Source organism: Mesorhizobium sp. RSR380A, assembly GCF_054719385.1.
This window is the reverse complement of record NZ_JBTTIB010000001.1, coordinates 2,951,937-2,973,624: the sequence shown is the minus strand read 5'-3', so window position 1 is coordinate 2,973,624 and position 21,688 is coordinate 2,951,937. Positions and strand designations below refer to the sequence as shown.

General features: G+C 61.9%; 23 protein-coding genes. 8 read left to right on the top strand and 15 right to left on the bottom strand.

Features of this window, described 5'->3' with window-relative positions:
- Positions 1 to 96: 96 nt before the first annotated feature.
- Entirely contained in the window at positions 97 to 897 is an 801-nt protein-coding gene (locus tag ACYG9Z_RS14435) for a helix-turn-helix domain-containing protein (RefSeq protein ID WP_023681272.1), read from the bottom strand.
- 116 nt (positions 898 to 1,013) lie between these two features.
- Between ACYG9Z_RS14435 and ACYG9Z_RS14430 the strand changes: the two genes are divergently transcribed.
- Complete coding sequence (locus tag ACYG9Z_RS14430; protein ID WP_023681271.1) at positions 1,014 to 1,871, top strand: SMP-30/gluconolactonase/LRE family protein; 858 nt, start codon at positions 1,014 to 1,016, stop codon at positions 1,869 to 1,871.
- 18 nt (positions 1,872 to 1,889) lie between these two features.
- Here ACYG9Z_RS14430 and ACYG9Z_RS14425 read toward each other — a convergent pair whose 3' ends face one another.
- Positions 1,890 to 3,611, bottom strand: a complete 1,722-nt coding sequence (locus tag ACYG9Z_RS14425) for a SulP family inorganic anion transporter (protein ID WP_023752364.1) — start codon at positions 3,609 to 3,611, stop codon at positions 1,890 to 1,892.
- A 79-nt stretch (positions 3,612 to 3,690) separates the two neighbouring features.
- Positions 3,691 to 3,960: a helix-turn-helix domain-containing protein gene (locus tag ACYG9Z_RS14420; protein WP_023673276.1), complete on the bottom strand. Its 270-nt coding sequence runs from the start codon at positions 3,958 to 3,960 to the stop codon at positions 3,691 to 3,693.
- Between the two features lie 79 nt (positions 3,961 to 4,039).
- Between ACYG9Z_RS14420 and ACYG9Z_RS14415 the strand changes: the two genes are divergently transcribed.
- Positions 4,040 to 4,231 (top strand): hypothetical protein, encoded by a 192-nt coding sequence (locus tag ACYG9Z_RS14415; protein ID WP_155923589.1) that lies wholly within the window; start codon positions 4,040 to 4,042, stop codon positions 4,229 to 4,231.
- A gap of 16 nt (positions 4,232 to 4,247) precedes the next feature.
- Here the strand turns inward: ACYG9Z_RS14415 and ACYG9Z_RS14410 are convergent, their stop codons facing one another.
- Together ACYG9Z_RS14410 and ACYG9Z_RS14405 are read right to left on the bottom strand one after the other, a co-directional pair.
- Entirely contained in the window at positions 4,248 to 4,958 is a 711-nt protein-coding gene (locus ACYG9Z_RS14410) for a phosphatase PAP2 family protein (protein WP_023752365.1), read from the bottom strand.
- Between the two features lie 4 nt (positions 4,959 to 4,962).
- Positions 4,963 to 5,304: a hypothetical protein gene (locus ACYG9Z_RS14405; protein WP_023673273.1), complete on the bottom strand. Its 342-nt coding sequence runs from the start codon at positions 5,302 to 5,304 to the stop codon at positions 4,963 to 4,965.
- A 230-nt stretch (positions 5,305 to 5,534) separates the two neighbouring features.
- On the opposite strand from ACYG9Z_RS14405, the gene ACYG9Z_RS14400 reads away from it, so the two are divergent.
- Positions 5,535 to 5,759, top strand: coding sequence for a hypothetical protein (locus tag ACYG9Z_RS14400; protein ID WP_023673272.1), 225 nt, complete (start codon positions 5,535 to 5,537; stop codon positions 5,757 to 5,759).
- Between the two features lie 118 nt (positions 5,760 to 5,877).
- Here the strand turns inward: ACYG9Z_RS14400 and ACYG9Z_RS14395 are convergent, their stop codons facing one another.
- The 3 genes from ACYG9Z_RS14395 to ACYG9Z_RS14385 all read right to left on the bottom strand — a co-directional run bounded on the left by ACYG9Z_RS14395 (position 5,878) and on the right by ACYG9Z_RS14385 (position 8,637).
- Positions 5,878 to 6,558, bottom strand: coding sequence for a GNAT family N-acetyltransferase (locus ACYG9Z_RS14395; RefSeq protein WP_023681267.1), 681 nt, complete (start codon positions 6,556 to 6,558; stop codon positions 5,878 to 5,880).
- On the bottom strand, positions 6,555 to 7,040 hold the full coding sequence (locus tag ACYG9Z_RS14390; RefSeq protein WP_023681266.1) for a MarR family winged helix-turn-helix transcriptional regulator: 486 nt from the start codon (positions 7,038 to 7,040) through the stop codon (positions 6,555 to 6,557). The genes ACYG9Z_RS14395 and ACYG9Z_RS14390 overlap by 4 nt, the downstream gene beginning before the upstream one ends.
- A gap of 394 nt (positions 7,041 to 7,434) precedes the next feature.
- Positions 7,435 to 8,637, bottom strand: a complete 1,203-nt coding sequence (locus ACYG9Z_RS14385; protein ID WP_156931571.1) for an NAD(P)-binding domain-containing protein — start codon at positions 8,635 to 8,637, stop codon at positions 7,435 to 7,437.
- Between the two features lie 133 nt (positions 8,638 to 8,770).
- Between ACYG9Z_RS14385 and ACYG9Z_RS14380 the strand changes: the two genes are divergently transcribed.
- Positions 8,771 to 9,802 carry a phosphatidylglycerol lysyltransferase domain-containing protein gene (locus ACYG9Z_RS14380; protein ID WP_023703862.1) on the top strand — a complete coding sequence of 344 codons (1,032 nt, stop codon included), beginning with the start codon at positions 8,771 to 8,773 and terminating at the stop codon, positions 9,800 to 9,802.
- Between the two features lie 192 nt (positions 9,803 to 9,994).
- Here the strand turns inward: ACYG9Z_RS14380 and ACYG9Z_RS14375 are convergent, their stop codons facing one another.
- Together ACYG9Z_RS14375 and ACYG9Z_RS14370 are read right to left on the bottom strand one after the other, a co-directional pair.
- A complete protein-coding gene (locus tag ACYG9Z_RS14375) occupies positions 9,995 to 10,756 on the bottom strand; it encodes an ABC transporter permease (RefSeq protein ID WP_023703863.1) in 762 nt (253 codons plus the stop codon).
- The gene (locus ACYG9Z_RS14370; protein ID WP_023692970.1) at positions 10,753 to 11,679 is read right to left on the bottom strand and encodes an ABC transporter ATP-binding protein; all 927 of its coding nucleotides are present in this window, start codon (positions 11,677 to 11,679) and stop codon (positions 10,753 to 10,755) included. The genes ACYG9Z_RS14375 and ACYG9Z_RS14370 overlap by 4 nt, the downstream gene beginning before the upstream one ends.
- 269 nt (positions 11,680 to 11,948) lie before the next feature.
- Between ACYG9Z_RS14370 and ACYG9Z_RS14365 the strand changes: the two genes are divergently transcribed.
- Complete coding sequence (locus ACYG9Z_RS14365; RefSeq protein WP_023752367.1) at positions 11,949 to 13,310, top strand: cytochrome ubiquinol oxidase subunit I; 1,362 nt, start codon at positions 11,949 to 11,951, stop codon at positions 13,308 to 13,310.
- Between the two features lie 108 nt (positions 13,311 to 13,418).
- Positions 13,419 to 14,423 carry a cytochrome d ubiquinol oxidase subunit II gene (locus ACYG9Z_RS14360; RefSeq protein ID WP_023752368.1) on the top strand — a complete coding sequence of 335 codons (1,005 nt, stop codon included), beginning with the start codon at positions 13,419 to 13,421 and terminating at the stop codon, positions 14,421 to 14,423.
- 166 nt (positions 14,424 to 14,589) lie between these two features.
- Here ACYG9Z_RS14360 and msrA read toward each other — a convergent pair whose 3' ends face one another.
- From msrA to ACYG9Z_RS14345, 3 genes are all read right to left on the bottom strand, one after another.
- A complete protein-coding gene (msrA, locus tag ACYG9Z_RS14355) occupies positions 14,590 to 15,315 on the bottom strand; it encodes a peptide-methionine (S)-S-oxide reductase MsrA (RefSeq protein WP_023673263.1) in 726 nt (241 codons plus the stop codon).
- 110 nt (positions 15,316 to 15,425) lie between these two features.
- Positions 15,426 to 15,710 (bottom strand): hypothetical protein, encoded by a 285-nt coding sequence (locus ACYG9Z_RS14350; protein WP_023752369.1) that lies wholly within the window; start codon positions 15,708 to 15,710, stop codon positions 15,426 to 15,428.
- A gap of 79 nt (positions 15,711 to 15,789) precedes the next feature.
- Complete coding sequence (locus ACYG9Z_RS14345; protein WP_023752370.1) at positions 15,790 to 16,491, bottom strand: DUF1223 domain-containing protein; 702 nt, start codon at positions 16,489 to 16,491, stop codon at positions 15,790 to 15,792.
- 194 nt (positions 16,492 to 16,685) lie between these two features.
- Between ACYG9Z_RS14345 and ACYG9Z_RS14340 the strand changes: the two genes are divergently transcribed.
- Both ACYG9Z_RS14340 and lepA read left to right on the top strand, forming a co-directional pair.
- Complete coding sequence (locus ACYG9Z_RS14340; protein WP_023681256.1) at positions 16,686 to 17,057, top strand: endonuclease domain-containing protein; 372 nt, start codon at positions 16,686 to 16,688, stop codon at positions 17,055 to 17,057.
- Positions 17,058 to 17,196: 139 nt separating this feature from the next.
- Positions 17,197 to 19,002: a translation elongation factor 4 gene (gene lepA, locus ACYG9Z_RS14335; protein WP_023687530.1), complete on the top strand. Its 1,806-nt coding sequence runs from the start codon at positions 17,197 to 17,199 to the stop codon at positions 19,000 to 19,002.
- 2 nt (positions 19,003 to 19,004) lie between these two features.
- Here the strand turns inward: lepA and ACYG9Z_RS14330 are convergent, their stop codons facing one another.
- Positions 19,005 to 19,403 (bottom strand): hypothetical protein, encoded by a 399-nt coding sequence (locus tag ACYG9Z_RS14330; RefSeq protein WP_156931572.1) that lies wholly within the window; start codon positions 19,401 to 19,403, stop codon positions 19,005 to 19,007.
- Between the two features lie 31 nt (positions 19,404 to 19,434).
- Complete coding sequence (locus tag ACYG9Z_RS14325; RefSeq protein WP_198020719.1) at positions 19,435 to 21,462, bottom strand: toll/interleukin-1 receptor domain-containing protein; 2,028 nt, start codon at positions 21,460 to 21,462, stop codon at positions 19,435 to 19,437.
- Positions 21,463 to 21,688 lie beyond the last annotated feature (226 nt).

Genomic DNA, 21,688 nt, shown 5'->3' with positions numbered 1-21,688 from the left:
CTCTATCATGAATGTGGCTTCATTTTTGAAGCACCTCCGGACTGGAGCGCGACAAGCTCAGCCGCCAGATGCAATCCTGCTCGGATGATGGCCCAGTCAGGCCGGCAACGGGCGGCGTCCCTTTGCCGGAGCGGTGGGCCGGTCGGACGCACCGGCATCCCTGGGGTGCGGGCCGATCGGCATGATCGCCGGAAACGGGGTTGCGCCAAAAGCAAACGTCCATTTGTAGCCGGTCAGCCCGTCTTCCGGCGTCGTGTGCTGGTCGTGATGGGCGAGCAGCTTGGCGCGCTCGGCCAGTTCCTCCGCCTCGCGCTTCACCATCTCCGCCGTCTCCGGCCGCATCCGCCTGGAGAAAGAGACGAAGGTCGCTTCCCGCTCCAGATGGGTGATCGCCCAGCCGATGAAATTCTTGTTTGTCATCTCGAATAGCGGCCTGAGCGGCCCTTCGAAATTCCACTGGATCGGTGTGTCGACCAGCAGCCGTGCCGACAGCCCGCTGCCCAATGCGATCAGGCCGATCGCTTCGAGATCGCGCAGATAAAGGAACATCGAGGCTTCGCTCAAGCCTTGCGAGCGCATGACGCCTTCGGGCGTGAACTTCTCCGACAGCATGACGAAGATGAACAGCAGCGCCGGCCGTCCCGCGAGCTTGCGCTCGATCTCCGGCGCGATGCGATTGACCGGTCCCGGCCCCCGGTTCATCGACCCCAGCACGTTTTCCAGCTCGACGCCGGCGGCAGCGCAGATCCCGATGAGACGGTCGAGCTTGCAGTTGCGCTCGTGGAAGATGCGCTTCACCGTCGGCTCGGAAATGCCCATACGCCCGGCTAGCTCACGATAGGTGACGCCCTTGGCCTTCAGCGTCCGCTTCAGCGCCTCGAAGATCAGGCCGTTCATGGAATGCACCTCTTTTCTCGCGGTTTGGTATCGCGTTTCGATACTAGCGGCAATCGCCCTTCCGGAAAAGTATCGACATCTCTAGCTCTCCGCCATCCACCACAGGAGACCTGGCCGTGAAAACCCTCATCCCCTCTATTTGTCTCGCCGCCTTCGGTATCGCGCTCGTGCCTGCGGCCGAGGCCGCCGAACTCTGGCGCGCCTCGGGCTTCGAGCAACCCGAATCGGCGCTGTTCGATGCCGCCAACAATCGCATTATCGTCTCCAACATCGTCGGCAATCCCGGGGAGGCCGACGGCAACGGCTATCTCTCGGTGCTGTCGCTGGACGGCAAGGTCGTTAGCCGGCACTGGACCGCCGGCATGGATGCACCGAAGGGCTCGGCGATCTCTGGCGGCAAGCTCTACGTCGCCGACATCACCAAGGTGCGCATCGTCGATCTCGCCAGCGGCAAGCTCATCTCGACGATCGATGTGCCCGGCGCCGTTTTCCTCAATGACGTGACATCGGACAGTTCGGGCAAGGTTTATGTCACCGACATGCTGGCCGATGCGATCTACCGCATTGACGGCGACAAGCCGGAACTGTTCGTGAAGGATGCGAAGCTCGCCGCACCCAACGGCATCTTTGCCGATCGCGATCGGCTGATCGTGGCGTCCTGGGGCAAGGGCATCAAGCCGGACTTCAGCACTGCCGCGCCCGGGGGCCTGCTGTCGGTCGATCTCGCGACGAAAGCCGTGACGCCGCTGCCTGGCGCACAAAACTTTTCCGACCTCGACGGCGTCGTCGCCATCGGCGACAGCATCTACGCCACCGCCTTCATGACCGGCACGCTCTATCGGTACAAAGTCGGCGAGGCGCCGAAGGCTGTAGAGCAGTTCAAGCCGGGCAGCGCCGATATCGGCACAGACGGCACGCGGATCTTCGTGCCGCTGATGAACGAGGGCGAGATCGCGGTGCTGAGCCTGGACTGACGGCGCACACTTGCCGGCTCAGCCAGCGGGCGCGGCTTTGAGTTGCGCCCGCGAATCCTTGATCGAGGCGGCAAAGGTCACCAGCGGCCGCTTGACGCCGTGGTTGATCAGCATGCGCCGTGTCTGCGGCGAGGCGCCGGCGATGATGAAACGCACCCCTGCGCGCTTCGCCTTGTGCGCCGCGCCCTCGATGACATTGGCCGCGGTGGAATCGAAGAACGGCACCGCCGAGCAATCGAGGATGAAGTTCTTGCGCTGGTCGGCGATGCGGTCGAGCACCGTGCCGACAGTCGAGGCGGCGCCGAAGAAGAAGGCGCCGGAGATGCGATAGACGACGGTGTCGGCGTCGCTTGCCTCGCTTGCATCGTAGGCGCGGCCGCTGCTGTCGGCGACATCGTCCTGCACCAGCGGCAAATCCGCCTCCACGGCGATCGACTTGGCCATGCGGTCGATGAACAGGATCGAGCCTAGCGCGAAGCCGACGACGATGCCTTCGGTGAGATCGCGGAAGACGACGATCAGGAAGGTTGCCATCAGCACCAGGGCGTCGCCGCGCGAAGCGCGCAGCAACGTGGCGAAGGCCTGCTTCTCGAACATGTTCCAGCAGACAACCGCCAGCACCCCGGCAAGGGCGGCAAGCGGGATGTAGCTCGCCATTGGTGCGGCCACCAGCATGAAGACCAGCAGAAAAAGCGAATGCAGCATGCCGGAAACCGGCCCATGCGCGCCGGCCCGCACATTGGTGGCGGTGCGGGCGATGGTGCCGGTGGTGCAGATGCCGCCGAACAGGGCAGACGCGATGTTGGCAAAGCCTTGCGCCACCAGTTCGCAATTGGAACGGTGACGCCGCCCGGTCATGCCATCGGCGACCACGGCCGAGAGCAGCGATTCGATGGCACCGAGCAGCGCAAAAGCCACCGCATCCGGCAGCACCGCAATCGCCTTGTCGAGGTTGAGTCCCGGCAGTGCCGGCAACGGCAGGCTGCGCGGAATGCCGCCATAGCGCGTGCCGATCGTTTCCGCCGGCAGCGAAAGCAGCGCCACGACAAGGGAGGCCAGTCCGACGGCGATCAGCATGCCCGGCCAGCCGGGCCGCCAGCGCTTCACCCCGACGATGGTGGCGATGGTCAGCGCCGCCACCAGCGTTGCCGAGATATTGAGCGTGCCGGCCGCGTGGCCGATCGCCATCAGCTTCGACAGCAGCGGTCCGGGCTCCGGCCCGGCAAGCCTCAGCCCGAACAGTTCGACGATCTGGCCGGAGAAGATGATGACTGCGATGCCGGCGGTGAAGCCGACCGTCACCGGGTAAGGGATGAATTTGATATAGGTTCCGAGCCGGAGATAGCCGATGGCGAGCAGGAAGATGCCGGCCATCATCGTCGCCAGCAGCAGTCCGTCGACGCCTTCGCGCTGCACCGTCGTCGCCACCAGCACGATGAAGGCGCCGGCCGGGCCGCCGATCTGGAAGCGGCTGCCGCCGAGCGCCGAGACGATGAAGCCGCCGACAATGGCCGTGAACAGGCCGCGCTCCGGCGTCACGCCCGAAGCAATCGCAATCGCCATCGACAGCGGCAACGCGACAATAGCGACGGTCAGCCCGGCCATGAAGTCGGCCTTGAACTGCGGCAGGCGGTAACCTTCGCGCCAGACCGTCACCAGCTTGGGCGTGAACAGCTCTGAAAATGTCGGCTTTGCCGACTTCTGGGCCGGTTGATGCACTGCCCGCCGGATCTGATCCATGGACTGCCTTCCGCTTGCGTGAAGGCGGCGGGATCGTCGGCAGGACTGTCGGCGGTCGCCGTCGCGACTATATGCCGGCTCAGCCTTGCGGGTTCGGCGGCGCGACCGGCTTGAGGCGCACGCCCCGGCCGCCGCGCTCGCTGGTCTGGTTCTCGCCGATGAGCTCCACCCCGGCCTCGTCGAGAGCCTGGATAACCTTCATCAGCGTATCGACCACACCCCTGACCACGCCGTCACTCGCTTCCATGCGCTGGATTGTCGGAAGCGAAACGCCGGCACGCTCGGCGAGCGTCTTCTGATCGATGCCGGCCAGCGCCCTCGCGGCGCGCATCTGCGCGGCAGTGATCATCGGTCGGAACCCCCGTCTGAGTCTGCGGAGACGACGTGTAATACAATCATAGTGATGTTTCAACCATCATAAAGCATACATGAAACATGATCTCTCCACAAAGCCGGATGGCGGGATACGGGATGAGCATGCTACGCTACCGCCTTGGCTCCTACTGGCGGGGAAATATCAGTTGAAGATTTTCAGGACCTTGACGACTTCGGCAGCCTTGCTGTCGGCGGTTTTTCTGCTGGCAGGCTGCGGACACGGGCTGATCAACCGGCTGATTTGAATGTCGCTCCGGATCGTCAGTCTTCGGGCTCGTTGCCATCGGCCACCGCCTTGTTCCGCTGCAGCATTCGCGCCGCCAGCCAGCACAGCGTCGCCCAGGTGAAGCCGGCGCACCATCCCGCCAGCACGTCGGAAGGCCAGTGGACGCCGAGATAGACGCGGCTGACGCCGACCAGCAGCGTTATCAGCACCGCCAGGCTGAGGACATAGATTTTCGTCGTTCGTCCCGGCAGGAAGCGCGCTGCCAGCGAGCCCAGCGTGAGATAGGTCACCGCCGACAGCATGGCGTGGCCGCTGGGAAACGACAGCGACGTCTCGTTGGCCAGGTGCGAGACAAGATCGGGGCGCGGCCGGTCGATGCCGGCCTTGAGCAAGGTCGACAGCAGCTGCCCGCCGGCCACCGCGACAAAGATCAGCAGCGCCGTCCTCGGCCTGCGGATCAGCAGGAGGTAGACGATCACCGCCGTTACGATCAGCACCAGCACGCTGGAGCTGCCGAGGCTGGTGATGTCGCGCATCGCGCCTTCCAGCCATGCCGGGCCGACGGGAACATCCGACTGACCCACTTTTCGGAAAGCGAGCAGGATCTCAGTATCGAAAGCGTGCGGCGTGGTGGCCCGCGCCACCTCCATCAGTTCCTCGAAGCCCCACAGCCCGGCGGCTATCACCAGCCCGGCCAGCAGCACCGGAAATTCAAGCCAGTTGGTGAACGCACGCGGGGTCTTCATCGGATTACAGTCGCCCCTGCAGGTAAGGCCCGAGCGAGATCAGCACCACCGCCGCGATGGCCAGCACGATGCCGGTCGCCTGCAAGGCATTGACGCGTTCGCCGAAGAACACCAGCGCCACCACATTGACCGCCACCAGTTGGATCACCGCCGACAGGCTGAACGAGACCGACATGCCGAACTCACGAACCAGCCGCAGCATCATCAGATTGCCCGCCGTATAGAGCGCCAGTGTCAGCACGATCTTGCCAAGGCTTGGCGCCAGCCCCCATTGCTTGGCCGCGATGGCCGCCAGCAGGAAGATCACCGTCGAAACGACGAGCTGCGCCAGTCCCCAGAAACTCACTTTTGTGCCTCGCTGTCCTTTGTGGCAGCTCTTGTTTCGCAAGCGTGGCGGCACGTCAAGCAGACTGCGGCGGAACAGGCCACGGCCGAGGTGCTGAATGAATGGCAGCGCGATCGCGGTCTGACTGCCACGCTCGGTCGGATTCGTGCAAACCCAGGCAGCTGCGCTCAAGCATTGGAAAAGAATGGACTTTTAAACATGGCGCCCTACCTCTTCTGGAGGAGAGTGCCATGCCAAAGTCCGTCTATGACCGTGGCCTGCTGAAACCCGACGACATCGCCAGGCTGCAACGCGTGTTCGACGAAGCCTGCCGCAGGCGCGACGTGCATCCCGATTCGGCGGAGGCGCGGGAGATCGCGCTGAACCTGCTTGCGCTGCACAATGCCGGCATGGTCGAGGAAGATATGCTTATGGAAACCGTGGGTTTCCGCCGGTTGGAGCCGAAATCAGCCTGAGGCCCGCAAGGCGGCCTGGAGCGATTCCAGGAAAAGTGTGAAGCGGTTTTCCGTCCGGAATTGCGTAAAAATAAAGGCCTAGGAGCGGTTCGCCGTTTCCGTGAAACGGTGAAACGCTCTAGCCGGCGCGCTGCACGACGGCCACATTCATCTCTGCCCGCAGCCTGAAGCCGATGGATTCGTACAATCCAACCGCGTTGGCATTGCTGGCATAGGCATGCAGGTAGGGAACTTCGCCGCGCGCAAAAATTCGGTTGGCCACGAACACCGACAGCAGCCGGCCGAGGCCGCTGCCGCGAAATTCGGGATGCGAGCAGACGCCGCTGAGTTCGCTGTAGCCGGGCTGCTTCATGCGCTCGCCGGCCATCGCCGCCAGCCGGCCGTCGATTTTCACGCCCCAGAACTCGCCGAGGCTCAGCGCCTTGAGCGTGAACGGGCCGGGCTTGGTCAGTGACGCCAAAGCAAGCATCTCGGCCGCGTCGTCCTGCGTCAGCTGCTGCACACGCTCGTCCGACACGGAAGGCAATGGCGCCTCGGCAACCATCTGAACGCCGAAGGCGGTCACGGTCGCGGTCAGTTCCGGCGGCAAGGCAATGGGGTCCGCCTGGAGCATGAACACGCTCTCACCTGCAGGAATGAGGCTTGCGAGCGCCTGCAGACTCTCAGCGTCGTCTGCTCCGGAAGCCGCGAAGGGGACGATCGAGGAGGGATAGCGCCTGGCGAGCCTGTCGCCATACGCAAAGATCCGATGCCGCGTGTCGAGCGCGCTCCAGACCGGACGATCGAGGACATGGCTCATGGCGCGACATCCTGTTTCACACGACGGTCGAGCGGGGCCGCCGCCAGGCCCTCCTCCATTGCCGAGAGTTGTTCGAGAAGCGGCCCTGCAAGGCCTTTGCACAAGTCGGCAACGGCGTTCTCGATGCGCGGCCAAACGTCTCGCTTCGCCTTATCGACCAGGCGCTGGCCGTTCGCGGTCAGCGAGATCATCCTGCGGCGCTGGTCGTCGTTCGATGGCGCGGCCTCGACCAGCCCCAACTCGGCCAGCAGCGCCACGCTGCGCGTCACCCCCGGCTGGGTGATCCCCAGTGACTGCGCCAGCTCGCCGACAGGCAGCGGCCCGAGCCGGTCGAGCGCGGCCAGCAGAGGATACTGGCTGGACTGCACCGGCACCTCCAGCCCATCGAGCATGCGCTGCGTATCGGCCTGCAACTGCTCGCCGATGCGCTTCAGCCTGCTGCCGAGGGTGAGGTAGCCAAGGGATCGAATGATGTCTTCCATGGGTGGTCCGTCTCCTGGATAAGTATAACATGTTATATAATGATGCAATGAACGAGTTCAAGCGCCTGCTTTGGAGGTTGGCCGCAAGCATCTCAACTTCGTCGTCCTTGGGCGAAGCAGGAGCGAAGCTCCGTCGCGGAGACCCAGGGATCATGCCTTGGCCGTGGAAGCAGCGGAGCAGAACCTGCAACGCAGCGTAGTTCAGAAGTCACGGCATGGATCCTCGGGTCTGCGCCGTCGCTACGCTCCTTGCTTCGCCCGTGGATGACGACGGGATCGGCGTTTCAGCCAATCGCCAGGATATTCGATCCGTCTTGCAGATGCGTTGAACCACTAGTCCGCGCCATAGCAGCAGCCCGAAGTGCGCGGTGGTTCTCCGTCCAGAAGCGCTCGTCTACAACCCCTTGGCGATCTGACGGGCAATCGCTTCGGCCTGCAGGCCGGCGCTGTGAAAATAGCTGGTCAGGCTTGGCCGCATGCCGATGAACCACAGGCCGGGCTGGCCGCTCGGGGTGCCGCCATTGGCCTTCGGCACGCCCTTGGCGTCGAGCACGCCGAGATCGCCCAGCATGGCCTCCAGGCCGGTGCGATAGCCGGTTGCCGCGATCACTACATCCGGCTCGAGCACCGTGCCGTCGTTCAGCCGCACGCCGGCGCCTTCGAAAGCCGCCACCGGCGCCACCACCGAAATCCGTCCGGCCTTCAGCGCTGCGACGGCGCCGTCGTCAATGGCAATAGCGATCTGCTCGACGCCGAGCCGGCTGGCGCCGCCCTTCGGCGCCGGCGGCAGGCCGAAGCGGGTGAGGTCGCCGAACACCAGCCGCTGCGTCGCGGCAATCGCGGCATCGGCAATCCACGTCGGCAGCATCGCCATGAAACCGCCGAAGCGCGCCACGGCGACCTTGCCGATCCGTTTCGGCATCAGCGACGGACCCTGCCTGGCTGACAAGCAGATGGCCTTTGTGTCGGCACGGGCGAGGTGGTTGAGCACGTCGAAGCCGGAATTTCCGGCCCCGACCACCAGCACGCTTTTGCCCACATAGTCCTGCGCTGTGCCGAAATCGGCGGCGTGGACAAGTTTGCCGGTGAAAGTCGCCTTGCCTTGCCAGTCCGGCGTCCATGGCAAGCGGTCGCGGCCGGTGGCGACGATGACATTGCGGGCGCTCAGCGTTTCCCGGCCCGTATGGACGAGCCAGCCATTGCCTCTGCGTCCGATCCGCTCGGCGGCGGTGCCGAATTCGACCCTTACGCCGCGCGCGCGGGCAAAATCCTCGAGATAACCGACGATGGCATCCTTGTTCGGAAAGGCGGCGGTGCGTGGCGGATAGGCAAGGCCGGGCAGGGTCGACAGCGCGCGATGCGTGTTTAGGGTCAGCTTCTCGTGCCGCCGTCGCCACGGTTCGGCGATCCGCGGCTCCTTTTCAAGCACGACGACCCGCACGCCGCGCCGGCCAAGCGCGTCGGCGGCCGCCAGCCCCGCCGCTCCGGCGCCGATGACGATAACCGTATAGTCGGGTCCTTTCGGCCCCAGGACGATAGGCATCGTTTCGCTTGTCGTAGCCGCCATTCGGTCGAGATTTCCTTTCAGGTGCGCCATGGGGACCCGTCCTATATGGCACGTCCCATATGGCACAGGGGCGATATGATCGATAATGAGGTCGCGTCAATGCGACTGATTCGAGGCCTTGGGGGCAAGCCTCTGTTTATCATCGGCACGCGGAAGCTCGACCATGCCCTCCTTGCGCATCTTTCTCGACAGACTGCTGGAGGGCGCCGCAGCCAAGGTGCCGCGCCAGGATTTTTCGCATGTCGAGCGGCTGGCGCTTGTCCGCCAGCACGGCGACTTCTCGCTGGCCTATTCGACCGCCGTGCAGCAAAAACTGTCCTATTTCGGCGACGCCGACGGCTACATCGCCTTCGGCACCAAGATGAAGCACCATTTCGCGCTCGGTGACCCGGTGGCCCATCCGGCCGATCGGCCCGACTATATCAGGCGCTTTGTCGAAGCCGCCGACAGCCCGTGGTTCGTGCAGATCGGCGAACCGACGGCGCGCGTTCTGGCCGGGCTCGGCTACCAGGTCAACCGTCTCGGCGTCGACACGCGGCTGGAACTGCCGGCTCACGATTTTTCCGGCAAGCGCAACGAAACCGTGCGGTATTCCGAACGCTGGCTGTTGAAGAAGGGGTTTTCCTTTGGCGAAGGAGCGGTCTATCTCGACGAGGTCCAGCGCCTGTCACAGAACTGGCGGGCCGACCGCATCGTCAAGCGGTGGGAGATGGCGTTCCTCAACCGCCCCTTTGCCGATCATCTCGGCATCGATATGCGCCGTTTCGTGCTCTACAGCCCGGAAGGCGAGCTCGTCGCTCTGCTCGATTTCGATCCGATGTTCCGGGATGGCAAGGTGATCGGCTACACCACCTCGTTCAAGCGCAAGCACATCGATGCCTCGCCGCATGCCGAAATCGGGCTGACCAAATTCGCCGTCGACCGGTTTCGCAATGAGGGCATTTCGGTCGTCACGCTCGGCCTGTCGCCGATGCTCGAGGTCGGAGCCAACGGCTTTGCCGAATCGAGCTTCTGGCGCAACGCCTTCGCGCGGGCCTATGAGTCGCCCTGGGTCAACCGCAGCAAGTTCAACCTCAAGGGCCAGGCGGCGTTCAAGCGCCGCTTCCACGGCATCGAGGAACCGACCTACATCGCCTTCCGCCAAGGCAGGCTGATCGAGATGCTGGGGTTGCTGCGCCTCATCAAGGCGATCTAGCAAGAACCGTGGCGGCCAACGTGGCCAATTTGCCCTCAGCAAAACTGTTGATTTGACCGGCGCACGGGCGATCGCCTATTTGCATGTCGCTCAAAAGTGGTCCCGATTTGAGCAAACGACATGCATAAAAACAAAGACCTAATGCGCGTCGCCTGAGTCCGTTCAAACGCGACGCGCTTTAGAGCGGCAGGGTCAGTTGCGCAGCCGGTAGCCGGTGCGGAAGATCCAGGCGACGATGGCGATGCAGATGGCGAGGAACACCGTCGTCATGCCCAGGCTGACGGCGACCGAGACATCGGACTTGCCGTAAAAGCTCCAGCGGAAACCGCTGATCAGGTAGACGACCGGGTTGAACAGCGTCACCGTGCGCCAGGTCTCGGGCAGCATGTTGATCGAATAGAAGCTGCCGCCGAGGAAGGTCAGCGGCGTGATGATCAACAGCGGCACCAGCTGCAATTGCTCGAAGCTTTTCGCCCAGATGCCGATGATGAAGCCGAACAGGCTGAAGGTCACCGCCGTCAAGACAAGGAAGGCCAGCATCCAGAACGGATGCTGGATGGTGAGCGGCACGAACAGCGAGGCCGTCGCCAGGATGATCAAGCCGAGGATGATCGACTTGGTCGCGGCGCCGCCGACATAGGCGATGACGATCTCCAGATACGACACCGGCGCCGACAAGAGCTCGTAGATGGAGCCGACGAATTTCGGGAAATAGATGGCAAAGGAGGCGTTGGAGATCGACTGCGTCAACAGCGACAGCATGATCAGGCCGGGCACGATGAAGGCGCCGTAGCTGATGCCGTCAATCTCGGTGATGCGCGAGCCGATGGCCGAGCCGAAGACGACGAAATAAAGCGATGTCGAGATCACCGGCGAGACGATGCTCTGCAGCACGGTGCGGAACGCACGCGCCATCTCGACCCGGTAGATCGCCCATACTGCTCGCCAATTCATGGCTCTTGCCTCAACAGATTGACGAAGATCTCCTCGAGCGAGCTGTTTTGCGTGTCCATGTCGCGAAACTGGATGCCGGCCGTCTCGAGTTCGCGCAGCAGCGATGCGACGCCGGGGCGTTCGCTCTGGTTGTCATAGGTGTAGGTCAGCTGTGTGCCATCGCCCGACAGCTCCAAGGCGTAGTGCGAGAATGCATCGGGAATGGCGGTGAGCGGGTTGCGCAATTCGACGATCAGGCGCTTGCGGCCGAGCTTGCGCATCAGTTCGGCCTTGCCCTCCACCAGGATGATCTCGCCGCGGTTGATGACACCGACACGGTCGGCCATCGCCTCGGCCTCTTCGATATAGTGCGTGGTGAGGATGATGGTGACGCCATCGTCGCGCAGCCGCCGCACCATCGCCCACATGTCCTGGCGCAGTTCGACGTCGACGCCGGCCGTGGGTTCGTCGAGGAACAGGATGCGCGGCTCATGTGACAGCGCCTTTGCAATCATCAGCCGCCGCTTCATGCCGCCCGACAGCGTGATCGCCTTGGCGTCCTTCTTGTCCCACAACGACAGGTCGCGCAGCACCTTTTCGACGAAGCCCGGATTGGGCGCCTTGCCAAACAGGCCGCGGCTGTAGGTTACGGTTGCCCAGACGCTCTCGAACGCGTCGATGGTCAGCTCCTGCGGCACCAGCCCGATCAGGCTGCGCGCGGCGCGGTAGTCTCGGTTGATGTCGTGGCCGTCGACGGTCACCGTTCCCGACGAACGGTTGACGATGCCGCAGACGATCGAGATGAGCGTCGTCTTGCCGGCGCCGTTCGGCCCCAGCAGCGCGAAAATCTCGCCGCGTTCGATGTCGAGGTTGATTTCCTTCAGCGCCTTGAAGCCGGTGGCGTAGGTCTTGGTGACCCCGGAAATCGAAATGATGGAAGGCAAATTAGTGGAAGACATGAGGCCGAAAACGACTGTTTGAAAGAGGCGGGGATTATTATTGCGCTGAATGTCGGTGCGTACGGCGCGAAGTCAATGCCGCTGCTGACAATTGTGGACAAACGTTCCCCTTTTGCCGTTTCGTCATGGGGGTATCGGGGCACTGACGGATTGATCCCATCTGCTGCGACAACGCGCCCCGCGTGACGCCAAGCCGCTTTGACCGGACCGCATCCGCCGCCTATTCTGCGCCAACAACAGCAGCCGGAGCCCGCATGGACCCGCTCATCCTGTCGCGAATGCAGTTCGGGGCGAATATCTCGTTCCACATCCTGTTTCCGACCATCACGATTGCGCTTGGCTGGGTGCTGCTGTTCTTCAAGCTCCGCTACAACGCCACCAATGATTCCGCCTGGATGCGCGCCTATTTCACCTGGGTGAAAGTGTTCGCGCTGTCCTTCGCCATGGGCGTGGTCTCCGGCGTCACCATGAGCTTCCAGTTCGGCACCAACTGGCCGGGCTATATGGAAAAGGTCGGCAACATCGCCGGGCCGCTGCTTGCCTACGAGATCCTCACCGCCTTCTTCCTCGAAGCGGCCTTCCTCGGCATCATGCTGTTCGGCTTCCGCCGCGTCTCCAACCGCGTCCACACGCTGGCGACGGTATTGGTCGCCGGCGGCACCACGCTGTCGGCCTTCTGGATCATCGCGCTGAACTCCTGGATGCAGACGCCGGCCGGCTTCGAGATGATCGACGGCAAGGCGCATCCCGTCGACTGGTGGGCGATCGTCTTCAACCCGTCCATGCCCTACCGTCTGACGCATATGCTGCTTGCCTCCGGCCTGACGGTGTCGTTCCTGATCGCCGGCCTGTCGGCGCTGCGCTACCTCACCGGCGACCGGTCGGAATCGATGTGGAAGGCGCTGCGCACCGGCGTCTTCACCGCCGCCATCCTGATCCCGATCCAGATCTTCGCCGGCGACCAGCACGGGCTGAACACGCTGGAGCACCAGCCGCAGAAGATCGCCGCCATGGAGGCGAACTGGAACACCGGCCCCAACGTGCCGCTGGTGCTGTTTGCGCTGCCCGACGAGGCGGCGAAGGAAAACAAATTCGAGATCGCCATTCCCGACGGCGCCAGCCTGGTGTTGCGCCATTCCACCAGCGGTATCGTGCCGGGGCTCAACGACTATCCCGGCCTGCACCCGCCGGTGTTCCCGGTGTTCTGGGGCTTCCGCATCATGGTCGGCGCCGGCATTTTGATGCTCATCGTCTCGTGGTCGGCGACCTTCTTCCTCAAGCGCCGCCACAGCCTGCCGAGGCCGCTGGCCATGCTGATGGTGCCGATGGCGCTGTCGGGCTGGCTGGCGACGCTGGCCGGCTGGTACACCACCGAAATCGGCCGCCAGCCCTGGCTGGTCACCGGCGTGCTGAAAACCGCCGACGCTATCGGCCCGGTCGCCGGCAGCCATGTCGCGCTGACGCTCGCCATCTATCTCATCCTCTATGTGCTTTTGCTGATCGCCTATCTCGGCGTGCTGGTGCACCTGGCGCTGAAGGCGGCCAAGGACGGCGACACCTCGCCGCTGCCGGGCGTGATGAAGACGGCCATGTCGCAACCGGCCGCAGCGGAGTGAGGAATGGTCCGCGTAGCGGACGAAAAGCCAACGATTTGGCTTTTCGAATGACGAACGCCCGGAGCAATAGCGAAAGGCAGAACCGTTGATGAGAGGGATGACAGACCGATGAGCTTCGACTGGCCAACCGCGCTGCCCCTAGTCTTCGCCGGCCTGATGGGCCTCGCCATCCTGATCTACGTCATTCTCGACGGTTTCGATCTCGGCATCGGCATCCTGTTCTCGGTCGCCGAAGATGCCGAGCAGGACACCATGATCGCGGCAATAGGCCCGTTCTGGGATGCCAACGAGACCTGGCTGGTGCTGGCCGTCGGCCTGCTCCTGGTCGCCTTCCCGCTGGCGCATGGCGTCATCCTCACCGCGCTCTACATTCCGGTCTTCGTGCTTTTGGTTGGCCTCATCCTGCGCGGCGTCGCCTTCGATTTCCGCGCCAAGGTGCCCGCCGGCAAGAAGCACCGCTGGAACCGCATTTTCTTCCTCGGTTCCGTCATCGCCTCGCTGGCGCAAGGCTATATGCTCGGCGTCTATGTGCTTGGCCTCGATGTCGGCTTTGGCGGCATCGCTTTCGGGGCGCTGGTGGCGCTCTGCCTGTCGGCGGCCTATGCAGCGATGGGCGCGGCCTGGGTCATCTACAAGACCGAGGGCGAATTGCAGAGGAAGGCGGTGGCCTGGCTGCGCACGGCCCTGGTGCTGACCGCGCTCGGCATGGCGGCGGTGTCGCTGGCGACCCCATTCGCCAGTCCGCGTATCTTCGCCAAATGGTTCGTCTGGCCCGAAATGCTCTATCTGTCGCCGCTGCCGATCCTGTCGGCGCTGCTGTTCCTGTGGCTGTGGCGGCAGACCTTCCATCTGCCCAAGCCCGACGATCGCCACGCGCTGCGGCCGTTCCTGACGCTCGCCGCCATCTTCGCGCTCGGCTTTGGCGGGCTTGCCTGGTCGTTCTACCCCTTCGTGGTGCCCGACAGGCTGACCATCTGGCAGGCGGCGTCGGCGACGGAAAGCCTGGCCATCATCCTCGCCGGCACGGTCGTCGTGTTGCCGGTGATCATCTTCTATTCGTTCTATGCGTATCGGGTGTTCGGCGGGAAGGCGACGGATCTGACGTATGATTGAAGGGGAGCTGATCTCCCCCCTTGAGGGGGAGATGGCCGGCAGGCCAGAGGGGGTCGCCGCGCGTGGAGCGCTAACCTTCTTCTGCCGCAGGAGGTCGCGTCCGGTCGGACCGACCCCCTCTGTCGCCTCCGGCGACATCTCCCCCTCGAGGGGGGAGATTAGGTGCTCAGCTCTTCCCCGCCAGCACCAGCACCGGCTTCTCGCTGTACAACCCCGGGAACAGCGCCTTCAAATTCGCGACCTTGGGCAGGTCGTTGTAGACGATGTAGGGGTAGGTCGGGTTCAGCGTCAGAAAGTCCTGGTGATATTCCTCGGCCGGATAGAAGGTTTTGCCCGTCTCCAGCGTGGTGACGATCGGCTTGGCAAACACCTTGGCCTGGTCGAGCTGGGCGATGTAGCTCTGGGCGATCTTCTGCTGCTCGCCATTCTCGGCAAAGATCGTCGAGCGGTACTGGGTGCCCGAGTCCGGGCCCTGGAAGTTCAACTGCGTCGGGTTGTGGGCGACCGAGAAATAGACCTGCAGCAGCTGGCCGTAGGTCACCTTGGAGGGATCGTAGGTGATCTCGACCGATTCGGCGTGGCCGGTGCGGCCGCTGCCCACCGTTTCGTAGACGGCGTCATCCTTGGCGCCGCCGGTGTAGCCGGAGACGGCCTTGGTCACGCCCTTGACGTGCTGGAACACGCCCTGCACGCCCCAGAAGCAGCCGCCGGCGAAGATAGCCTTCTCGCTGCCGCTGGCGGCCTTCTCGTCCATTGCCGGCGGCGGGATCACCACCGCGTCCTCGGCCGAGCGCGCCGGGCTCTGCCAGAAGGCGGCCGCGGCGGCGGCGACGATGAGCGCGGCAAGCGCGCTCTTGAAGATCGGCGTTCTCGTCCTTGCAATGCCGGTCATGTCTGATCTCCTTGATGGTGGCGAAGACTATACGACAGAACGTCCCGCCAGGTTTCTCAAATTGCCGTGCGCCGGCCCGGCCACTGTGCGGCCGGCCATGGGATCAAGTCTTATTGCGCGGGCGCCATGGCGTCCGCCGGCTTCATCGCATCCGTTGCGGGTTTCATGGCATCGGCCGGCTTCATGGCGTCGGTGGCGGGTTTCATTGCATTCGTCGCCATCGGATCGGCTGGCTTCATGGCATCGGTCGCCGGCGCCATGGCATCGGTCGCGGGCTTCATCGCATCAGTTGCCATCGCCGGCTTCATGGCGTTGGTCGCTTCGTCCCCGCGGGCGCCGGAGGCGAAGGCGGTCATCGAAAGCGCAAAAGCGAGCGCGGTCAGGGTCTTGGTCATGATGGTATTTCCTCCTTGAAGAGGGCGCGCGGATGCGAGCCCGGTTATGCCGCGCTAGCGGCGTTGCGTAGAATAAGAATCAGTCGGCGGCTGCAGCCAGGATCGGCCCACCACCCGGCGACTGCACCAGCACCGCGGTGCTCAGCCCGCCGCTTGCCGCCGGCAGCGGCAGTGTGGTGGCGTCGCCGCTCCAGCTGCCGAGTTTCTCCAGCGAGTGCACGACATTGGCATGCGGCAGCGTGCGCCCGGTATTCTCGCCGCGCGCCACCGGCACTTCGACGACGCCCTTGTTGTAGCGAACCAGCCAGACATCGGCGCGGCCGGCCGGCGCGGAACCGGCGCCGATGCTGATCTTGCCACCGTCGAGCGACAGCATCGGCCCCTTCGTGTGACCGCTCGCGGAAATCAGCTGCTCGATCTCGCCGGGCGCCGCGCCCACCGCATCGGCACCGCCATTGACCACCACCTGCGGCGTGAACGGGCCGGAGCGGCCGAGCGACGGCTCATAGCGCACCTGGCGCTGGGTAAATTCCTCGCGGCCGAAAATGTCTTTCCAGCCGAGATAGTCCCAGTAGGTGACGTTGAACGACAGCGCCAGAACACCCGGCTCGTCCTTGACCTTGATCAGGTTGGCATTGGCCGGTGGACAGGACGAACAGCCCTGGCTGGTGAACAATTCGACCACGGTGAGCGGCTGGGCGAAGGCGGTGCCGCCAAGCATCATCAGCGCGGCGCCTACGGCAGCCAGCATGCCGGCGCGTTTTGGGTTAAGTCCAGTCATCAGGGGTCTCCGTTGCGGCGGGTTCATCCCACACTTCGTCGCTGCCCGAGGCTTCGTTACATGGTTCACCGCTTCGTGATTGGGGGCGGACGCGTCGTTGCCTTCTCCCCTTGTGGGAGAAGGTGGATCGGCGCGAAGCGCCGAGACGGATGAGGGGTGTTCCAGCGGAGTGAGACGTTGGTTAATCTAACGTCATGCCACATCAGCCCGTCGCTCCTGCCAAACGAAACTTTGCCCGTTCGCTCCGACGTGAAATGACGGAGGCGGAAGACAAACTGTGGCACGAACTACGTGACCGCAGGCTCGATCGGATCAAATTTCGGCGCCAAGTTCCTGTTGGAAAATACGTCGCCGATTTCGCTTGTCTTGAATCACTCCTCATCATCGAGATCGATGGGAGTCAGCATGCGGACTCAGAGTCAGACCAGGCCCGTAGAACGGAACTGGAGGCGAGAGGCTTTCGTGTGTTGCGCTTTTGGAACGACGATGTCCTGAAAGACATGGACAGCGTCTGCACCACGATAATCGCTTATGTAAGGGATGTCAGTTTGCAGCCATGGCGGTGAAAGAACGCCGGCGTCAAGCTGGAACACCCCTCATCCGTCTCGGCGCTGCGCGCCGATCCACCTTCTCCCACAAGGGGAGAAGGCAAGGGCACCGCCACCCCGCTTGCCCCTGCAACCCGCCCCTGCTAAAGCGCGCGCCATGAGCACGCCTCTCGACCACATCCGCAATTTCTCCATCGTCGCCCATATCGACCATGGCAAATCCACGCTTGCCGACCGGCTGATCCAGTCCACCGGCGGGCTGGAGCTGCGCGACATGAAGGAGCAGGTGCTGGACTCGATGGACATCGAGCGCGAGCGCGGCATCACCATCAAGGCGCAGACGGTGCGGCTGAAATACCGCGCCAACAATGGCGAGGACTATATCCTCAACCTCATCGACACGCCCGGCCATGTCGACTTCGCCTATGAAGTGTCGCGCTCGCTGGCCGCCTGCGAGGGCTCGCTGCTGGTCGTCGACGCCAGCCAAGGCGTCGAGGCGCAGACGCTGGCCAATGTCTACCAGGCCATCGACAACAACCACGAAATCGTCGTGGTGCTGAACAAGGTCGACCTGCCGGCGGCCGAGCCCGAGCGCATCCGCGAGCAGGTCGAGGAGGTCATCGGCATCGACGCCTCCAACGCCGTGCTGATCTCGGCCAAGACCGGGCTTGGCATTCCCGATGTGCTCGAAGCCATCGTCCACCAATTGCCGCCCCCGCGCGAAGGCGATGCGTCAGCACCCCTGAAGGCCATGCTGGTCGACAGCTGGTACGACGCCTATCTCGGCGTCATCGTTCTGGTGCGCATCATCGACGGCGTGCTGAAAAAGGGCGCGACCATCCGCATGATGGGCACCGGCGCAAAACATCTGGTCGAGCGCACCGGCGTGTTCACGCCGGCCCGCATCAATGTCGACGAGCTTGGCCCCGGCGAGTTCGGCTTCTTCACCGGCTCGATCAAGGAAGTGGCCGACACCCGCGTCGGCGACACCATCACCGAGGACAAGCGCCAGACCGCGCACGCTCTACCCGGCTTCAAGCCGGCGCAGCCGGTGGTGTTCTGCGGCCTGTTCCCGGTCGACGCCGCCGATTTCGAGGATCTGCGCGCCGCCGTCGGCAAATTGCGCCTCAACGACGCCTCCTTCTCCTACGAAATGGAAACCAGTGCCGCGCTCGGCTTCGGCTATCGCTGCGGCTTCCTTGGCCTGCTGCATCTGGAAATCATCCAGGAGCGGCTGGAGCGCGAGTTCAACCTCGACCTCATTGCTACCGCGCCCTCGGTCGTCTACCGGCTGCTGCTTACCGACGGCTCGATGAAGGAACTGCACAACCCCGCCGACATGCCCGACGTGGTGAAGATCTCGGCCATCGAGGAGCCGTGGATCCGCGCCACCATCCTGACCCCCGACGACTATCTCGGCGGCATTCTAAAACTCTGCCAGGACCGGCGCGGCATCCAGGCCGACCTGTCCTATGTCGGCAAGCGCGCCATGCTGATCTACGACCTGCCGCTCAACGAAGTCGTCTTCGATTTCTACGACCGGCTGAAGTCGATCTCCAAGGGCTACGCCTCCTTCGACTACCACCTGACCGACTACAAGGAAGGCGACCTGGTGAAGATGTCGATCCTGGTCAATGAGGAGCCGGTCGACGCGCTGTCCATGCTGGTCCACCGCACGGCGGCGGAAAAGCGCGGCCGCCAGATGTGCGAGAAGCTGAAGGAGCTGATCCCGAACCACCTCTTCAAGATCCCGATCCAGGCCGCCATCGGCGGCAAGGTCATCGCCCGCGAAACCATCTCGGCGCTGCGCAAGGACGTGACCGCGAAGTGCTACGGCGGCGACGTGTCCCGCAAGCGCAAGCTGCTCGACAAGCAGAAAGAGGGCAAGAAGCGGATGCGCCAGTTCGGCAAGGTGGATATTCCGCAGGAGGCGTTTATCCAGGCGCTGAAGATGGGGGATTGAGGCTAGGCGGACAAGATCCGTTTACGGAACCTTTCCTTAGCCAAGGGGTGTAGGAAGCGCAGTTCGCTATCCACCTTTGATAGAGCCACGTCTTTTTGACCAGTTAGTGCCAGCACATAGATCTCTGCCTTCCTAAGAGGAACTCGGACCTGCTGGTCTGATTGATCGAAATCCTGCAGTGATTCGATCGCACTATTGATTATTTTGATGTCTTTCTTTGCCACTCCGATCTCTAATTTTGCCAGTACCGGGTATGGAGATCGAGGGAACCGAGCGATAGCAGTATCTGCCTTTGCTATTGCTGAGCCAGTCAAATGCAGTATATGGAAATCGAATCGAGCGTCCATGCAGATCCTTATTTCATACGCTTTATCGCCTTTCACTTTCTTGATGGTTTCCATAGCTGCCTTTAGTTCCAGTATATTCCCCTCGTCATGCGGCATATTCAGAAGGACCTGAAAGTATGCCTGTACCGTGACAGCATTTCCCGGATAATCCGTGTAGCTCTTCTTTTGCCAAGGCGTACGCTTCTTTATATTGCTCCTGAATATTGTAAATGAGGACTATCTCGCGCTTCGCGTTTTCTTCCCAACGACCATCTGATATGGCCCTCTCGAAGCGAGCTATTGCCTCGTCATACCTGCCCATCACTCGATAATAAAACCCAAGGATATAATTGTGTTCGGTGCCCTTCACATGCTGAACCTCCGCTAGGAATCGGCTGTCTCTTGTTCGAGCGAGAGCCATACACAAGTAATGCCTTGCTTGTTCCTTTACGAAGGCCTCGTAGTTCGGACGTTGTAGCACCCGATAGCTAAGCTCGATCACGTCTTTGTAGCGGCGGTTTTTGTAGCTCTGTGATATAGCTCCCAAAAAGTGTGCAGGGATAAGCAATCGTTCCGGGACCGATCGGCCTGCAAGCAATGCGGCGCGCACAGCAGCATATGTTTCGGAGTAGTCAAACATAGACGAGTCATCCGCCGTGAACACCTGCCTGGATATCGACAACATAGCTTTTGAGTATCGGCGTGGCAGTTCAAGGCTGCCGCGAGCTATATAATCTCGAATAACATCATTTAACCTTAAATACTCTCCAACAGAGCCAATAAGCGAACAAATGCCGTCGTCTAAGAACTCGTTGATAAAATCCATAAGGGGGAGTCTGATTATATCGCGTATCTTAGAGATTACGTCGATCGAGAGGAAGTCAAACCAGCTTAAAAATGTTAGGAACTCATACATATCTTCGTTGGCTAGATATTTGTCGACATAGACGCTCGCGCGCATTGCCGAAAAGTCGTAGATTTCTCTTGCGGCCTCCTGAGCCAGGGAAACACCTTTCTCGGCAATCAATTGTCCAGCGTAAATTGCTTGCTCCGGGTATCCGTTCAAAGCAGGTCGAACCCAATCGATCTGCCCGGCACTTAAGTTGTAAATTCCTTCGATATCTCGAAGATAACGAACAAGCAGCCCGATCCGTTCTTCAGGGTCCAGTTCATCTAACTTGTCGACGTAAACTGCAGTAGTCTGCCTATGCTCCGCCGGCAACTTGGGGCGCGTGGCGCAAGCGATTGCCAACACGAGCCGATTCGGGGGGAGAGCCTCGCAAACTGGAACGAACCACTCTGGCATCGCCCCTCCGTAGCGCACGATACACCTCCAGTCGTCTATCAGAAGTATTTCGTTTTGAGCAGAGAAGGATGACAGTAGCTCAATTAAGAATGAAATCTTGCTTGTAACATCCATAGCCGGCAGATCGTCAACATCAAGGGATCCATCGTAGATCCCTACATCAAATATCTTGCTGATCAGGCCATCAATTCCATCCTCTTGCTGGAGAGGAATTGTTATCGGAGCATAGGTGGCGCTGATTTTATTTACCTTACGGAGAGCGTACACCAGAAGGGACTTTCGCCCTATCTCGCGCATACCTGATATCAGCAAAGCTGAGGGAAGCGATTTTGAGTAGTCATCCAGGCGGCGCTCGATCCGATCGAGCTCTCTGTTGCGACCCACGAAAAGGCGGCGTCGCGCTTCAAGCTTGGGGTGTGAGCCGAGGGAAAGCTGATTGAAAACTGTGGTGATACGGCGAACTGCAACCGTTGGCTTCGAGACAAAGCGTAAGTTGTAATTCTCGCCAATCCACTTTGGAATGCGTGGATCGGTATGATCGATGACCTTGTCAATCAGTATTGGTAAGAACCGCTTGATAAGCGATGACTCAAGCATTGGTATAGCGGCGGTAATCTCCCGCTTTACCCAGTCAGAGTTCAAAGAATGGTCGGATATGAATAATACAAATATGTCAGACGACCCGATCCCAGCCATGACTTCGTCGAGGGTGGCCATCCCAGATTCGAAATTGTACCCATCGTAGACGGCTCGGTCTCCCAATCGATCAGCAACAATGCTTACAAATGAAGCCTTGTCCGCACTACTGTGAGAAAGAAAGCATTTCATTTCTGATGGTCCCCCGATTGAGTGCATTGATAGATCAGGGATATCCTCCTTGCCAGTGGAATTCGTATCGAAGACCCGAGTCGGGTACCATTTGGATCGGTAGCCAAGCGGCTCAGCTATTGATCTGGCCTTTCAATTTTTGATCTGGGCTGAAGTAGTCTTCCACAGCCCAGGAAGACATCACATGTGCACCACATCAGACACCGGCGCCGCAATCGGCCTCGCC

What these genes read in the sequence shown, in the direction of transcription:
- ACYG9Z_RS14435 (WP_023681272.1), bottom strand. Translation starts at nt 897, where the DNA reads ATGAACGGCCTGATCTTCGAGGCGCTGAAGCGGACGCTGAAGGCCAAG.
- ACYG9Z_RS14425 (WP_023752364.1), bottom strand. Translation starts at nt 3,611, where the DNA reads ATGGATCAGATCCGGCGGGCAGTGCATCAACCGGCCCAGAAGTCGGCA.
- ACYG9Z_RS14420 (WP_023673276.1), bottom strand. Translation starts at nt 3,960, where the DNA reads ATGATCACTGCCGCGCAGATGCGCGCCGCGAGGGCGCTGGCCGGCATC.
- ACYG9Z_RS14415 (WP_155923589.1), top strand. Translation starts at nt 4,040, where the DNA reads ATGAAACATGATCTCTCCACAAAGCCGGATGGCGGGATACGGGATGAG.
- ACYG9Z_RS14410 (WP_023752365.1), bottom strand. Translation starts at nt 4,958, where the DNA reads ATGAAGACCCCGCGTGCGTTCACCAACTGGCTTGAATTTCCGGTGCTG.
- ACYG9Z_RS14400 (WP_023673272.1), top strand. Translation starts at nt 5,535, where the DNA reads ATGCCAAAGTCCGTCTATGACCGTGGCCTGCTGAAACCCGACGACATC.
- ACYG9Z_RS14395 (WP_023681267.1), bottom strand. Translation starts at nt 6,558, where the DNA reads ATGAGCCATGTCCTCGATCGTCCGGTCTGGAGCGCGCTCGACACGCGG.
- ACYG9Z_RS14390 (WP_023681266.1), bottom strand. Translation starts at nt 7,040, where the DNA reads ATGGAAGACATCATTCGATCCCTTGGCTACCTCACCCTCGGCAGCAGG.
- ACYG9Z_RS14385 (WP_156931571.1), bottom strand. Translation starts at nt 8,637, where the DNA reads ATGGCGCACCTGAAAGGAAATCTCGACCGAATGGCGGCTACGACAAGC.
- ACYG9Z_RS14380 (WP_023703862.1), top strand. Translation starts at nt 8,771, where the DNA reads ATGCCCTCCTTGCGCATCTTTCTCGACAGACTGCTGGAGGGCGCCGCA.
- ACYG9Z_RS14375 (WP_023703863.1), bottom strand. Translation starts at nt 10,756, where the DNA reads ATGAATTGGCGAGCAGTATGGGCGATCTACCGGGTCGAGATGGCGCGT.
- ACYG9Z_RS14365 (WP_023752367.1), top strand. Translation starts at nt 11,949, where the DNA reads ATGGACCCGCTCATCCTGTCGCGAATGCAGTTCGGGGCGAATATCTCG.
- ACYG9Z_RS14360 (WP_023752368.1), top strand. Translation starts at nt 13,419, where the DNA reads ATGAGCTTCGACTGGCCAACCGCGCTGCCCCTAGTCTTCGCCGGCCTG.
- msrA (WP_023673263.1), bottom strand. Translation starts at nt 15,315, where the DNA reads ATGACCGGCATTGCAAGGACGAGAACGCCGATCTTCAAGAGCGCGCTT.
- ACYG9Z_RS14350 (WP_023752369.1), bottom strand. Translation starts at nt 15,710, where the DNA reads ATGACCAAGACCCTGACCGCGCTCGCTTTTGCGCTTTCGATGACCGCC.
- ACYG9Z_RS14345 (WP_023752370.1), bottom strand. Translation starts at nt 16,491, where the DNA reads ATGACTGGACTTAACCCAAAACGCGCCGGCATGCTGGCTGCCGTAGGC.
- ACYG9Z_RS14340 (WP_023681256.1), top strand. Translation starts at nt 16,686, where the DNA reads ATGCCACATCAGCCCGTCGCTCCTGCCAAACGAAACTTTGCCCGTTCG.
- lepA (WP_023687530.1), top strand. Translation starts at nt 17,197, where the DNA reads ATGAGCACGCCTCTCGACCACATCCGCAATTTCTCCATCGTCGCCCAT.
- ACYG9Z_RS14330 (WP_156931572.1), bottom strand. Translation starts at nt 19,403, where the DNA reads ATGGAAACCATCAAGAAAGTGAAAGGCGATAAAGCGTATGAAATAAGG.
- ACYG9Z_RS14325 (WP_198020719.1), bottom strand. Translation starts at nt 21,462, where the DNA reads ATGAAATGCTTTCTTTCTCACAGTAGTGCGGACAAGGCTTCATTTGTA.